Below are 13,336 nucleotides of genomic sequence, written 5' to 3'. Positions count from 1 at the left end.
ACTTTTTATTATAAAAAAAGCAAAAATCATTCCAATTATTGCATATCAATCATCTTTAGCATATTAATCGTATCTTCAAATTCAAAACTTTCTTCAGGATTTTGACTTAAAAATTGTTGCATAAAGTCTTTTTTAGTAATGGCTTGATCAAGTTCTTTATCAGTACCTTTTTGATAAGCACCAATTCTAAGTAAAACTTCATTTTCTTTAAGTAAGGAATTTAAACGCTTAAATTTTCTAGCAGCTAGTTTGTGTTCATCACTAATAATATCCCCCATAACCCTTGAGGCTGAATTTTGTATATTTATAGGCGGATAAATTCCAAAGTCAGTAAGTTCGCGACTAAGTACTATATGGCCATCAAGTATTGATCTGCTTTGGTCAGCTATTGGATCACTCATATCATCTCCATCAACTAACACGGTAAAAAAAGCCGTTATAGTGCCTTTACCTTCTTCTTTTCCTGCGCGCTCCATAAGCTGAGGTAAAAGACTTAAAACGCTTGGCGGATAGCCTTTTGTCGTAGGAGGCTCACCTAGAGCTAGGCCTATTTCTCTTTGAGCCATAGCAAAACGCGTTACACTATCCATGATAAATAACACATCTTTGCCTTGTTCTTTAAAATACTCAGCCACACTCATAGCGCAAAATGCTCCGTATTTTCTCATCAGCGCGCTATCATCGCTTGTTGCAACGATGATGACAGTATCATCAAGTTTGCCACCAAGATTTTTTTGTATAAATTCAGGAATTTCTCTACCGCGCTCACCGATTAAAGCTATGACTTTAATGGGAGCTTTGGAATTTTTTACTATCATGCCCATAAGGGTTGATTTACCAACCCCACTTCCTGCAAAAATCCCAAGCTTTTGTCCTACCCCACAAGTTAAAAGCGCATCTATTGTTTTAACTCCTACTGGAAAGACTTCCTCTATCAAACCTCGTTTCATTGCATCAATAGGTGCACGCATAATAGGCATAAATTTACTTGCCTCAATAGGTCCTTTACCATCTTTTGGTCGCATAAAAGGATCAACCACTCTTCCTAAAAGTTCATCACTAACTCCTATTTGCATACCCGCATCATTAATAAAAGCACGATCGCCTATTTTAAAACCTTCCACAAAGCCAAAAGGACTTAAATAACTTAAATTCTCATCTACTTCTACCACCATAGCCATAGCTTCTTTACTCTCATCTTCACTAGAAACTATTTTAATAATATCACCTATGCTAGTTTTTAAGCCATTTATTTCTATACTAGTACTTGAAATTTTAGTAATTTGTCCAAAAACACTAGCAAGATTTTGTGAAGCAATTTTGCTACGAAGTTTTTCTAAACCCATTAAAATCTAACCTGTTTTGCTGAGTTAATTAAGGTAAAAAATTCTTTTCTTGTTTTTTCACTTTTTAAAAAGCTACCTCTTAATGCTGAAGTGCTAGTAGTAGAATTTGCCTTTTGTACCCCACGCATTTCAACACACATATGCCTTGCTTCAATAACCACCCCAACGCCTTTTGCACCTACATGTTCCATTAGTGCTTCTGCGATTTGCTCTGTGAGTTGTTCTTGAATTTGTAAGCGTCTTGCAAAAACTTCTACAAGGCGTGGAATTTTACTAAGTCCTACGACTTTTTTATCTGGTATATACGCAACATGCACGCGCCCAAAAAAAGGCAAAAGATGATGTTCACAAAGACTATAAAATTCTATATCTCTTACTAAAACCATTTCATTGTTTGAGCTTTCAAATAAGGCATCATTTAGTATTTGTTTTGGATCTTGTTTATAACCGCTACTTAAAAATTCAAAAGCTTTAAAAACTCTAGTAGGAGTTTTTAAAAGTCCTTCTCTTTGTGGATTTTCCCCGATAATTTCTAACATATTTTTTACTGATTGTTCAAATTTTTCTTGCATTTTTTCTCCATCAAAAATTAAAATTTTAACATATTTTTATTTTTATATAAAGTGATAAGGAAAATTTTGGTATATTATCAAAAAATTTTATTTAAAAAGGGAAAACATTATGGAAGTTACAGCAAAACTAATTGATTTTGCAAATGCAAATGCTACTGTGAAAATTGCTCAAGGAGCTATTAAAGCAGAAGTTGAAAAATTAGCTAAAAAAGCGTCTAAAACTATGAAAATGGATGGTTTTAGAGCAGGAAAAGTTCCTGTTGCTGCTATACTTAAAAGATATGAAAAAGAGCTTACAAGAGATGCGGAGCAAGATCTTTTAAGAAATGCTGTAGATGGTGCTTTAAAAGAAGTTCAAAAAGAGGCTAAAGATTTAGTAGGTGAGCCATATTTTGAAAAATTTGATAGAAAAGATGGTGCTATTGAGGCTCAAATGGTATTATCTTTTAGACCAGAAGTAAAATTAGATGGATATGAAGAACTAATTCCAACTTATAATACACCAAAAGTAACTCAAAAAGAAATTGATGCAAAAAAAGAAGAATTATTAAAGAGATTTGCTACTCCTGAAGCGATTAAAGAAGCAAGAGCTTTAAAAGAAGGCGATTTTGCTAAATTTGATTTTGAAGGTTTTGTTGATGGTAAAGCTTTTGATGGTGGAAAAGCTCAAAATTATGTTTTAGAAATTGGTTCAAAACAATTCATACCAGGATTTGAAGAAGGTATGATTGGTTTAAAAGCAGGTGAGGAAAAAGATATTAATGTAACTTTTCCAAAAGAATATGGCGCAGCGCATTTAGCAGGAAAAGATGCGGTATTTAAAGTAAAAATTCATGAAATTCAAGAACTTAAATTACCTGAATTAAATGAAGAGCTTTTAAAAAGCTTGTTGCCTGAAGAAAAAGAACCAAGTGTTGAAAAATTAGACGCAAAATTAAAAGAGCAACTAAAAAATGAAAAAATCTTTAAACTTATCAATGATGAGCTTAAAAATCAATTTGCAGAAGCTTTGGTAGCTAAGTTTGACTTTGTTTTACCAAGAAATATAGTAGAACAAGAAACAGATATGCAATTTAGAAGCTCTTTGAGAACTTTAAGCGAAGAAGAATTAAAAGAATTTAAAGATGAGGCTAAATATAAAGAAAAAAGGGAAAGTTTCAAAGAAGATGCACAAAAAAGCGTAAAATTAACTTTCATTATAGATGAGCTAGCAAAACTTAGAAATGTTGCAGTAAGCGATCAAGAATTAATCCAAGCGATTTATTTTGAAGCTTATAGATATGGCTTTAACCCGCAAGAACATTTAGACAATTACAAAAAACAAGGTGCATTACCTGCCATTAAAATGTCTTTAATTGAAGAAAAACTTTTTGCTGATATTTTCAAAAAAAACGATAAAAAGAAAACTGAAAAAGAAAGTGAAAAATAATGAGCTCATACATACCTTATGTGGTTGAAAAAACAAGTAGAGGCGAAAGAAGTTATGATATTTATTCAAGACTTTTAAAAGATAGAATTATCATGCTAAGTGGCGAGATCAATGATGATCTTGCTGCTTCTATCGTAGCTCAGCTTTTGTTTTTAGAGGCTGAAGATCCTCAAAAAGATATTTATCTTTATATTAACTCACCAGGTGGGGTTGTAACCAGTGGATTTAGTATTTATGATACGATGAATTATATTAAAGCTGATGTAAGTACTATTTGTATTGGTCAAGCTGCTTCAATGGGTGCATTTTTGCTAAGTTGTGGTGCTCCAGGGAAAAGATTTGCTTTACCAAATTCAAGAATTATGATCCATCAACCACTAGGTGGGGCAAGAGGACAAGCAACTGATATAGAAATTCAAGCAAAAGAAATTCTAAGATTAAAAGCAATTTTAAATGATATTTTGGCTAAAAATACTAAGCAAAAACTTTCTAAAATAGAAAAAGACACCGATAGAGATTTTTTTATGAGTGCGCTAGAGGCTAAAGAATACGGCTTAATCGATAAGGTTTTGGAAAAAAGTTTTAAATAAGGAAAAACATAGCAATGTTAGATGATGATTTGTTTGCTGATTTAAATTTAAGTAGCGATCCAACTCCAGCCAAAGAAGCTCCAAAAATTCAAAAAATTAGTGGAGGTGAATTTGAAAAATTTGCAAAGTCTATTTTGACTGAGCTTGTGAAAGATAATATACCTCCAACACCAACTAATTACGGAGTTTATTTTCAAAAAATGCTTGAAGAACGTCCGGTAGCTTTTAAGAAAAAAGTTAGTGAGATTATGGAATTTGAGCAAAATGATGATGGTATTAAACGTGCAAATATAGAGCAAGAAATCAAAAAAAGTTTTAGTTCTACTTCGGCATTATTGCAATACATTGCTATGATTTATAGGCATCTTGAAACAGTTAAAGATATGCTAAGAAGACGTAATTCAGAACTTGCAATTAGCACAGGAAATTTAGCAGTATCTAATGTAATTCACGCTCTTGAAGCAGATATTTCAAGATTTTCTAGTATTTTAGATAAATATTCAGATGAGATTAAAGAAAATTTTGATGAGGTTAGACAAACTTATAAACATATAGAAGAGCAAAGTGATTTTGACTCTAAATTTGGAGTTTATAATAAAAAATATTTTTTAGAAAATTTAGAAAAAAGCATTGAAAGCAATGCAAAATATAACTATCATACTTCCTTAATATTTTTTAGAGTAAAAGAAGAAATTCTTGAGCAAACTTATACTCAAAAAGAAAAAAATGCTTTTTTAAAAGGCGTGTGTAGAATTTTTAGTAAAAATGTCTCTTCAAGTGATATAGTAGCTCATTGTGGAAACAATATTTTTGCTATGATGATTTCTCATACAAATTTAGAAAAAGCACAAGAAATATGCAATAAAATTTTAGAATCTTTAGAAAATTCAAATTTTTTCCTAGCAGATAAAGAAATAGAAGTAGATGTTGAAGTGGCTATAAGTGCTGTTAATCGAGATAGCAAGGGTGAAGAATTAATAGAAAAATGCATTGAAGCTTTAAAAGATTCAGGAAAAAATTTAGAACCCTTTATAATAGTGGAAAAAGAAAAATGATAAGAAAAATAATTACCTATCCTAATCCAAGATTATTTTTAGAGTCAAAAAAAGTAGAAAATTTTGATAAAGATTTACATATACTTTTAGATGATATGTATGAAACAATGATAGCTAATAAGGGTGTAGGTTTAGCTGCTATTCAAGTTGATGTACCAATTAGAGCTTTGCTTGTAGATATTGGTGATGAAGAAGGTGAGCAAAAAGAAGATAAGCAAACTCTTTTAGAAATTATTAATCCTATTATAACACCTTTAGATGATGAAAAAATTTCTTGCAACGAGGGTTGTTTAAGCATACCAGGTTTTTATGAAGATGTAATGCGCTATAAAAATATACAACTTGATTATCAAGATAGATTTGGCAAGCCACAAAGTTTACAAGCGCATGATTTTTTAGCAGTGGCTATTCAACATGAAGTTGATCATCTTGATGGACATTTATTTATAGAAAAACTTTCTTTTTTAAAACGCCAAAAATTTGATAAAGACTTTAAGAAAAAATCCAAAAAGAACAAATGAAAAAACTAAAATGTGCAAGTTTTTCTACAGAGCTTGATATTATCGATGTAGAATCAACTTTCACAAGAGGTTTGCCAGGTTTTAGTATAGTAGGCCTTGCAAATTCTACTATCAAAGAAAGCACAGAAAGAGTTAAGGCAACTTTACTAAGTCAAAATTTCAATTTCCCAGCTCAAAAAATCACTATCAATCTTAGTCCATCAGATATCCCTAAAAATGGCTCTCATTTTGATTTGGCTATTGCGATTTTGATTTTATTTCAAAAAGAAAATTTAGATGACTTTTTTGTTTTTGGAGAACTTGGATTAGATGGAAGTATAAAAAGTACTGCTAGTTTATTTTCTATCTTACTTTTTTTAAGTGCAAAAGTACAAAATGCCAAAGTAGTGGTACCAAAAGCCATAGCACAAAAAGCTTCGATGATACCTAACTTAACAATCTATGCTTTGGAAAATTTAGCTCAAGCTATGGATTTTTTTAAAGAAAAAAATTATGAGAATTATCATATAAATAATGCTCATCCTTTGTTTGAAAATGCCATAGAAATTAATAATCAAAAATATATAAAAAATTCTATTTACCCTTATGATTTTAAAGAAGTTAAGGGTCAAGAAAATGCTAAATTTGCTTGCATAATAGCAGCTTTGGGTATGCATAATATTTTATTTGAAGGTAGTCCAGGTAGTGGTAAAAGTATGTGTGCTAAAAGACTTCCTTTCATCATGCCACCACAAAGTTTGAAAGAAATTTTAGCCCAAAATGCCTATAAGTCATTAAACTCTTTAGATGATGATTTTAGTGCTAGTAGGGTTTTTAGAAGTCCTCATCATACAAGTACTAGAGCTAGTATTTTTGGTGGAGGAACCAAAAATGCCAAGATAGGAGAAATAGCACTTGCAAATGGAGGGGTTTTGTTTTTTGATGAGTTTCCTCATTTTTCAAAACAAATCATAGAAAGTTTAAGAGAGCCACTAGAGGATTTTAAAATTCTTATTTCAAGAGTTAATACCAAAGTAATTTATGAAACTAAATTTTTATTTGCTTGTGCGCAAAATCCTTGTCCTTGTGGAAATTTATTTTCTAAAAGTCTTACATGTCGTTGCCAAGAGATAGAAATTAAAAAATATAAAAATAAAATTTCATCTCCTATTTTAGATAGGATTGATCTTTATGTGGCCATGGATGAGATTTCGCATGAAGATAAAACAAGTTTAAGCTCTAAACAGATGAGTGAAATGGTTTTTAAAGGATTTTTATTTCAAAAGCAAAGAAAACAAGAAGAATTTAATGCTAAATTAAATGATGAACAGCTGAAGCAATTTTGTATTTTAGACTCTACTGCGAATGAAATTTTACAAAAGGCTATAAATTCATATAATCTTTCTCAAAGAGGGGTAAATAAAACCATAAAAGTAGCAAGAACCATTGCAGATTTAGAGCAAAGTGAGTTGATTTTAAAAACTCATATTTTAAAAGCATTAAGTTTTAGAATGAGAACTACATAGGAGAAAAAATGGATAACAAAAGTGTGGCGATCTTTATTGATGCAGAAAATATTCCTTCAAAATATGCAAAATCTATTTTTGATATCGCTTCTGATTATGGAGAAATCGTTATAAAACGAATTTATGGAGATTGGACACAAAAAAATATACAAAATTGGAAAGAACAAATCGCACAATACTCTATTATCGCTATGCAACAATTTAATTTTATAGCTAATAAAAACTCAAGCGATATGTACTTAATCACTGAGATTATGAGTTTTTTTTATGAAAAAGATATTGATATTTTTGTCATTGTTTCAAGTGATAGTGATTATACTAGTTTAATTCAAAGACTTAAAGAGGGCAAAAAGCAAGTTATAGGTATGGGTTTAAAACAAGCTGTAAAATCTTATGTGAATTCTTTTAGTGAATTTTTTTATTTAGATCAAGATGAATCCAAAGAAAAAATATTAAGCACTAAAGAATATATCAAAGATTTAATCAATATCACAGAAGCCTTAATAGAAGAAAAAGGCCGTGCTGAATATGCTCAAATTCGCACTAATATGAATAGAAAACACGCAAATTTTATCCCTCAAAATTTTGGTTTTAAAAATTTTAGAGCTTTAGTAAAAGAGTTTTTACCACAAATGAAACAATTTAAAGAAGGTAATGAAAAAAATATTTATTTTCTTATTGAAAAAACAAAGGCTTAAAAATGGAAAATATCTTGATAGCCTTTTTAGTTGTTGTAATTTTAGCTTTTATATGGTATGTGTTTAAAATCCAAAAAGAAAAAGCAAAATTGGAGTTTTTAAACCAAAGCAATATAGCCTTACAAAATCAACTTGCCAATTTAGAGCTTGAAAAAACTACACTTATGGAAAAAAATTCCAAACTTTTAGATGAAAAAATATTATATTTATCTAAAAATGAAGCTTTAGAAGCAAAATTAGCTCAAAAAGAACAAACCCAGCAAGAACTTTTAAATATACATTTAAAAGAGCGTGCGAACTTAAAAGAAGAATACACTCAAACTTTAATAAAACTAGAAGAAAAATACAAGCAAGGTTTAGCAGAATTAAAACAAGAATTAGAGCAAAATTTACAAAAACAAAATGCTAATATTTTAAGCCAAAACAAACTTATGCTCAATGAAGATACAAAAAAAATCTTAGAAGAAATTTTCTTGCCTGTGAAAAAAAGTGTTAAAGAATACAGTGAAAAACTTAGCCAAAATGAAGTTAGCATTAAAACACAAATCGATCATATGTTTAAATTTAGTCAAAATATAACAGAAAACGCAGATAAACTAGCTAAAATTTTAAAGGGTGATAAAAAAATTCGTGGCAATTTTGCAGAATTGCAACTAAAATCTGTTTTAGAAAATAGTGGTTTGGTAGAGGGCGTGCAGTATAAATTGCAAGAGAGATTTCAAGATGAGGGTAAAACCTATATTCCTGATGCGGTAGTATTTTTAGATAAACAAAAAAGTATAATCATAGATGCAAAATTTTCTCTACCAAGTGATTTTGCTTTTGAAGATATTAGTCAAAACACCTGTCTTGATCTAGCTTATAATCTAAAATCAAGAATTGATGAGTTAGCCAAAAAGCCTTATATGCAGTATGATAAACACACTTATGAGTTTGTTTTGCTTTTTATACCTTATCAAAATATCTTAGATTTGATTTTAAATGTAGATCTTGAAATTTATCAATACGCTTATAAAAAAAAGGTTTATTTAACTACACCAAACACTCTTTTTATGGCGCTAAATACGATAAATATTTCATGGAAAAATATACAAAGTAATGAAAATATCTTAAAAGCTTTTGATGAGCTTGGTAAATTTCATGATAAATTTGCAGGTGTTTTAGATGATTTTGAAAAAATCAAAGAAAACATCAAAAGATTAAACACAAATGTAGATAATATGCAAACAAAACTTACTCATGGAAGTGGAAATATTGCTTCAAGAGTGATAAAACTTAAAGAACTAGGCGCTAAAACCCAAAAGCTTATAAAATGTGAGATGAGTGATGAAAGCAGTATTTAAAGATAATATTTCTTATGAAAAAGAGCTTATTGAAAAAGGTTTGGATGAGTTTTTAATGATGGAAAATGCAGGTATAGAGCTTGCAAATTTGATTAAGAAAAAAAGTAAAAACATAAAAAATGCTAAAATTTTATTCTTGCTTGGTACTGGTGGAAATGGAGCTGATGGACTTGTGGCCATTAGACACTTAAAAAAAGCTTTTGCTTATACTGTACCATATAAAAAAAGTACAGTGTTTACCAAGCAAGAGCAAATTTTAAAAAATATAGGTTTTAATTTCTTAAAAAAAGAACCTAAATTTAAAGATTTTGACATTATAGTTGATTGTGTTTTTGGAAGTGGTTTAAATAAAGCTTTAGATGAAAATTTACAAAGAATTTTTAAAAAAATTGCTAAAAGCAAAGCTTTAAAAATAGCTTGTGATATTCCTAGCGGGCTTGGACAAGAACTATGTTTTAAGACTGATTATACTCTTTGCATGGGGATAATTAAAGAAATTTTATTAGAAGATTTCGCAAAAGAATTTGTAGGTAAAATTAAAATTGCGAATTTGGGTTTAAAACCTTATATGCAAAATACTTCAAGCTTTTTACTAGAAAAAAAAGATTTAAAACTCATTACAAAAAAGGCTAACTCAAATAAAGGTGATTTTGGCCATGTTTATATTTTTGCCAATAAAAGCGCGGGTACTTTAGCTGGACTTGGTGCTTTAGAGTTTGGAGCGGGGCTTGTGTCTTTAGTGGCTAAAGAAAGCTTTTCGCCTTTGATTATGCTAAAAGATGATATTGAAGGCAAAATAAATGCAGCTGCTATAGGTATGGGACTTGATGATTTAAGTATTTTAAAAGATGAAAGATTAAAAAACATTCCTTTAGTCTTAGATGCAAATTGCTTTCAAAGTGAAAATTTGCTTTCATATCTTAACAGAGAAGATGTTGTTTTAACCCCTCATCCTAAAGAGTTTTCTATGCTTTTAAAACTTTGTTTTAATGAGGATGTAAGTGTAGAAGAAATTCAAAACAAACGCTTTTTTTATGCAAGAAAATTTAGTTTTAAATTCCAATGTGCTTTGGTGTTAAAAGGGGCCAATCCCATCATCGTTCAAAAAGAAAAACTTTTTGTGGTAAATTGTGGCAATGAGTCTTTGGCAAAAGGTGGAAGTGGGGATGTGCTAAGTGGCATGATAGCAGCTTTACTTGGAGTTAAATTTAATGCTTTAGAAGCTGCTAAAAATGCAGTATTAGCTCATGCTTTAGTAGCTAAAAATTATAAGAAAAATAAAATTAGTTTTGATGCTTTAAAATTAATAAAGGGGTTAAAATGCTTATAAAATTAGCAGTTTTATTTAGTGGTAATGGAAGTAATTTGGAAAATATTTTAGAAAAATTACATAAAAAAACTTTTGGTAAAAATACCTTTGAAGTGGTTTTGTGTGTGTGCAATAAAAAAGAAGCTTATGGCATACAAAGAGCTTTAAAATATAACCTTGATACTAAAATCATAGAACATGAAAAATTTACTTCAAGAGAAGAATTTGATGCAGAATTAGTAAAAATTATAAAAGAAAGTCAAGCAGATTTGACCATCTTAGCAGGATTTATGCGAATTTTAAGTCCTATTTTCACTCAAAATATAAAAGCTATTAATCTTCATCCTTCTTTACTTCCTTTATTTAAAGGCGCTCATGCTATCAAAGAGAGCTATGAAAGTGATATGAAAGTAGCGGGCATTAGTGTGCATTGGGTTAATGAAGAGCTTGATGGTGGTAAAATCATTGCACAAAAGGCGTTTGAAAAAGCTAAGCTAAGCTTTGAAGAGTTTGAAGATAAAATCCACCAGCTTGAACATACACTTTTGCCTGAAACCATTGTAAAAATTTTTGAAAATGATTAATTTTTCATCATTATAATTACGCTTTTTGTTTAAGGAAAGTAAATGTTTGAATGGATTTTTAGTGTAGATGCTTGGGTGGTATTGCTTACTCTTACAGCTTTGGAGATTGTACTAGGGATTGATAATATCATTTTTCTAGCGATTTTAGTTTCTAAATTACCACCAGAACATAGAGATAAGGGTAGAATTCTAGGTCTTGCCTTTGCGATGATTACTAGAATTTTATTATTATTGTCTTTATTTTGGGTAATGAAACTTGTCACACCTTTATTTAGTATATTAGGCAATGAAATTTCAGGTAGGGATTTGGTGCTTTTGCTTGGAGGTTTGTTTTTAATAGTTAAGTCTATTAAGGAAATTAAAGAAAGTATAATGCATCAAGAGGAAAGTCAAAGTAATATAAAAATTAGCAATAAGCTTTGGGTTGTAGTAGCTGAAATAGCCGTGATAGACATAGTATTTTCTCTTGATAGTGTTATTACTGCTGTGGGCATTGCTCAAGATATAGAGATTATGATTATTGCCGTGATTATTGCAGTTTTAGTTATGCTTTTTGCCTCTAAACCAATTGCAGATTTTGTAGAAAAATATCCAAGCATTAAAATCTTAGCCTTGGCATTTTTAGTAATGATAGGCTTTGTTTTAGTATGTGAAAGTTTTGATATCCATATAGATAAAGCATATATTTATACAGCTATGGCTTTTTCTTTGATAGTAGAAATTTTAAATATCATTTCACAAAAAAAACAAACAGACAATTCTTAAAATATTTAGCATTTTTTATGCTAAATATTTTTTTATCTTGACTTTTAATATTTTTTTATGTAAAATAACGCTTTATTTTTGTACATCGGGGTGTAGCGCAGTCTGGTTAGCGCACTTGGTTTGGGACCAAGGGGCCGAAGGTTCGAATCCTTTCACCCCGACCATTTTTATAAATGGTGAGTGTAGCTCAGTCGGTTAGAGCATCAGATTGTGGTCCTGAGGGTCGTGGGTTCGATTCCCATCACTCACCCCATCAGCGCTCGTAGCTCAACTGGATAGAGCGACAGACTTCGGATCTGTAGGTTATGGGTTCGATTCCTATCGGGCGCACCATAAGCCCATTGTTACTTTTATTTTTATGCGCTCATAGCTCAGCTGGATAGAGCAACGGCCTTCTAAGCCGTAGGTCAGAGGTTCGAATCCTCTTGAGCGTACCACTTTTGCGGATGTGGTGAAATTGGCAGACACGCCAGACTTAGGATCTGGTGCAGCAATGCGTGAAGGTTCAAGTCCTTTCATCCGCACCACTATTTTAAAATTCTTTTAAGCATTTAAATTTTTACAATTCATCTTAATCGTATTTATAACAATAAGTTAAATTTATAATATTATAAAATAGGAAGATGTCATGATAAATACATATCAAGTTAAAATTATCGAAAATTTTTGCAAGGATAAATTTAAAAAAGATACAAGAACAAAAGATTTTTTTCATACCTTTTTGGCTCAAAATTTAGAAATTTATACCAATATAGAAGATCAAAAGTATGCCAAAGATACAATATTAATATATAAAATTTTTGATATATGTATTATATGTATAAAAGATGGAGTCTCGGTAAGTCAAGAGTATTGTCAATTTAAAAAAGGTGTGATAGATCATATAGTTGTATATATTGATGAAAACATGAATGATGGTAAAATATCGCAACTATTAAGAGGTAGTTCTACATTAAAAATAGATAAATCAAATTGTTATGATAATCCAGATATTAAAGTTGTGTTTTCAGAAAAAGGCTTTTTGTTTCAGGCTAGATTTAATAATTGTGAAAGTAAATTTAACGATACAATGACTATGTTCGCGCTTTCTTTGGCTTATCGTGAGAAAATGGAGTATTATTTAAATTTAACTTCAAGCATTATAGATAAAGAAAATTATCATGATGTTATTGATATTAAAAAAGATTTTTATGTTTTTAATCTAAAGTATTTTTTTAGTAATCCAGTGCACTATAACTACCAACAAAAACATGCAATATGGAAAATTATATTTCAATATTACAATATTTTAGAGCAACATCAAGAACTTAAAATCCAGATAGAAAATCTTGTTGATATTTTACATATTGAACAAAATCAAGAAGAAGATAAAAAGGAAAAGATAAAAGAGAATAAAAGAAAAAAAATCGAAATGATTTTTTTAATTATCGGTGGTTTTGTTACTTTAGCTTCATTAGTTAGTGCATACAAAGACGCTATGGAACTATTTGGTTAAAACCGTATATTGTTTTGGCAAAACAAGCGTTTTAACTTTATAGTTAAATATGTTTTATGCAAAAATTTAAAAGCCTTGCTAAAATTTTTGGAGTTTTTTTATCCTCTTATATCTCTTATTCTAT

At 30.0% G+C, this 13,336-nt stretch carries 13 protein-coding genes and 5 tRNA genes; 16 read left to right on the top strand and 2 right to left on the bottom strand.

From position 1 onward, the window contains the following. Positions 1-35: 35 nt before the first annotated feature. Together fliI and folE are read right to left on the bottom strand one after the other, a co-directional pair. Positions 36-1,346, bottom strand: coding sequence for a flagellar protein export ATPase FliI (fliI, locus tag L8W68_RS03295; protein WP_087699169.1), 1,311 nt, complete (start codon positions 1,344-1,346; stop codon positions 36-38). Next, the gene (folE, locus tag L8W68_RS03290) at positions 1,346-1,918 is read right to left on the bottom strand and encodes a GTP cyclohydrolase I FolE (RefSeq protein WP_039619389.1); all 573 of its coding nucleotides are present in this window, start codon (positions 1,916-1,918) and stop codon (positions 1,346-1,348) included. Before folE ends, fliI begins: the two co-directional genes overlap by 1 nt. A 109-nt stretch (positions 1,919-2,027) precedes the next feature. On the opposite strand from folE, the gene tig reads away from it, so the two are divergent. From tig to L8W68_RS03210, 16 genes are all read left to right on the top strand, one after another. Further along, complete coding sequence (gene tig / locus L8W68_RS03285) at positions 2,028-3,347, top strand: trigger factor (protein ID WP_263674995.1); 1,320 nt, start codon at positions 2,028-2,030, stop codon at positions 3,345-3,347. Beyond that, positions 3,347-3,937, top strand: coding sequence for an ATP-dependent Clp endopeptidase proteolytic subunit ClpP (gene clpP, locus L8W68_RS03280; protein ID WP_039619386.1), 591 nt, complete (start codon positions 3,347-3,349; stop codon positions 3,935-3,937). The genes tig and clpP overlap by 1 nt, the downstream gene beginning before the upstream one ends. Positions 3,938-3,951: 14 nt before the next feature. Further along, positions 3,952-4,992 carry a GGDEF domain-containing protein gene (locus L8W68_RS03275; protein ID WP_263674994.1) on the top strand — a complete coding sequence of 347 codons (1,041 nt, stop codon included), beginning with the start codon at positions 3,952-3,954 and terminating at the stop codon, positions 4,990-4,992. Beyond that, on the top strand, positions 4,989-5,513 hold the full coding sequence (def, locus tag L8W68_RS03270; RefSeq protein ID WP_039642414.1) for a peptide deformylase: 525 nt from the start codon (positions 4,989-4,991) through the stop codon (positions 5,511-5,513). The genes L8W68_RS03275 and def overlap by 4 nt, the downstream gene beginning before the upstream one ends. Further along, positions 5,510-7,018, top strand: a complete 1,509-nt coding sequence (locus L8W68_RS03265; protein WP_263674993.1) for a YifB family Mg chelatase-like AAA ATPase — start codon at positions 5,510-5,512, stop codon at positions 7,016-7,018. The genes def and L8W68_RS03265 overlap by 4 nt, the downstream gene beginning before the upstream one ends. A gap of 8 nt (positions 7,019-7,026) precedes the next feature. Then, positions 7,027-7,716 carry an NYN domain-containing protein gene (locus tag L8W68_RS03260; RefSeq protein WP_039619378.1) on the top strand — a complete coding sequence of 230 codons (690 nt, stop codon included), beginning with the start codon at positions 7,027-7,029 and terminating at the stop codon, positions 7,714-7,716. Between the two features lie 2 nt (positions 7,717-7,718). Next, positions 7,719-9,059 (top strand): DNA recombination protein RmuC, encoded by a 1,341-nt coding sequence (gene rmuC, locus L8W68_RS03255; protein WP_263674992.1) that lies wholly within the window; start codon positions 7,719-7,721, stop codon positions 9,057-9,059. After that, positions 9,043-10,389 carry an NAD(P)H-hydrate dehydratase gene (locus L8W68_RS03250; protein WP_263674991.1) on the top strand — a complete coding sequence of 449 codons (1,347 nt, stop codon included), beginning with the start codon at positions 9,043-9,045 and terminating at the stop codon, positions 10,387-10,389. The genes rmuC and L8W68_RS03250 overlap by 17 nt, the downstream gene beginning before the upstream one ends. Next, positions 10,380-10,952, top strand: coding sequence for a phosphoribosylglycinamide formyltransferase (purN, locus tag L8W68_RS03245; protein WP_263674990.1), 573 nt, complete (start codon positions 10,380-10,382; stop codon positions 10,950-10,952). Before L8W68_RS03250 ends, purN begins: the two co-directional genes overlap by 10 nt. Positions 10,953-10,994: 42 nt before the next feature. Continuing rightward, complete coding sequence (locus L8W68_RS03240) at positions 10,995-11,717, top strand: TerC family protein (RefSeq protein ID WP_039629122.1); 723 nt, start codon at positions 10,995-10,997, stop codon at positions 11,715-11,717. A gap of 86 nt (positions 11,718-11,803) precedes the next feature. Then, positions 11,804-11,881 (top strand) — tRNA-Pro (locus tag L8W68_RS03235). Positions 11,882-11,893: 12 nt separating this feature from the next. Further along, a tRNA-His gene (locus L8W68_RS03230) sits at positions 11,894-11,970 on the top strand. A 3-nt stretch (positions 11,971-11,973) separates the two neighbouring features. Continuing rightward, positions 11,974-12,050, top strand: a tRNA-Arg gene (locus L8W68_RS03225). A gap of 27 nt (positions 12,051-12,077) precedes the next feature. Beyond that, positions 12,078-12,154: transfer RNA gene (locus L8W68_RS03220), tRNA-Arg, on the top strand. Positions 12,155-12,159: 5 nt separating this feature from the next. After that, a tRNA-Leu gene (locus L8W68_RS03215) sits at positions 12,160-12,244 on the top strand. 101 nt (positions 12,245-12,345) lie between these two features. Next, positions 12,346-13,212 carry a hypothetical protein gene (locus L8W68_RS03210; protein ID WP_263674989.1) on the top strand — a complete coding sequence of 289 codons (867 nt, stop codon included), beginning with the start codon at positions 12,346-12,348 and terminating at the stop codon, positions 13,210-13,212. Positions 13,213-13,336: the final 124 nt, after the last annotated feature.

This window comes from Campylobacter sp. FU_497 (assembly GCF_025772425.1).
Taxonomy (GTDB): Bacteria; Campylobacterota; Campylobacteria; order Campylobacterales; family Campylobacteraceae; genus Campylobacter_D; species Campylobacter_D lari_C.
This window is presented reverse-complemented; position numbering and strand designations above follow the sequence as displayed.

What these genes read in the sequence shown, in the direction of transcription:
- fliI (WP_087699169.1), bottom strand. Translation starts at nt 1,346, where the DNA reads ATGGGTTTAGAAAAACTTCGTAGCAAAATTGCTTCACAAAATCTTGCT.
- folE (WP_039619389.1), bottom strand. Translation starts at nt 1,918, where the DNA reads ATGCAAGAAAAATTTGAACAATCAGTAAAAAATATGTTAGAAATTATC.
- tig (WP_263674995.1), top strand. Translation starts at nt 2,028, where the DNA reads ATGGAAGTTACAGCAAAACTAATTGATTTTGCAAATGCAAATGCTACT.
- clpP (WP_039619386.1), top strand. Translation starts at nt 3,347, where the DNA reads ATGAGCTCATACATACCTTATGTGGTTGAAAAAACAAGTAGAGGCGAA.
- L8W68_RS03275 (WP_263674994.1), top strand. Translation starts at nt 3,952, where the DNA reads ATGTTAGATGATGATTTGTTTGCTGATTTAAATTTAAGTAGCGATCCA.
- def (WP_039642414.1), top strand. Translation starts at nt 4,989, where the DNA reads ATGATAAGAAAAATAATTACCTATCCTAATCCAAGATTATTTTTAGAG.
- L8W68_RS03265 (WP_263674993.1), top strand. Translation starts at nt 5,510, where the DNA reads ATGAAAAAACTAAAATGTGCAAGTTTTTCTACAGAGCTTGATATTATC.
- L8W68_RS03260 (WP_039619378.1), top strand. Translation starts at nt 7,027, where the DNA reads ATGGATAACAAAAGTGTGGCGATCTTTATTGATGCAGAAAATATTCCT.
- rmuC (WP_263674992.1), top strand. Translation starts at nt 7,719, where the DNA reads ATGGAAAATATCTTGATAGCCTTTTTAGTTGTTGTAATTTTAGCTTTT.
- L8W68_RS03250 (WP_263674991.1), top strand. Translation starts at nt 9,043, where the DNA reads ATGAAAGCAGTATTTAAAGATAATATTTCTTATGAAAAAGAGCTTATT.
- purN (WP_263674990.1), top strand. Translation starts at nt 10,380, where the DNA reads ATGCTTATAAAATTAGCAGTTTTATTTAGTGGTAATGGAAGTAATTTG.
- L8W68_RS03240 (WP_039629122.1), top strand. Translation starts at nt 10,995, where the DNA reads ATGTTTGAATGGATTTTTAGTGTAGATGCTTGGGTGGTATTGCTTACT.
- L8W68_RS03210 (WP_263674989.1), top strand. Translation starts at nt 12,346, where the DNA reads ATGATAAATACATATCAAGTTAAAATTATCGAAAATTTTTGCAAGGAT.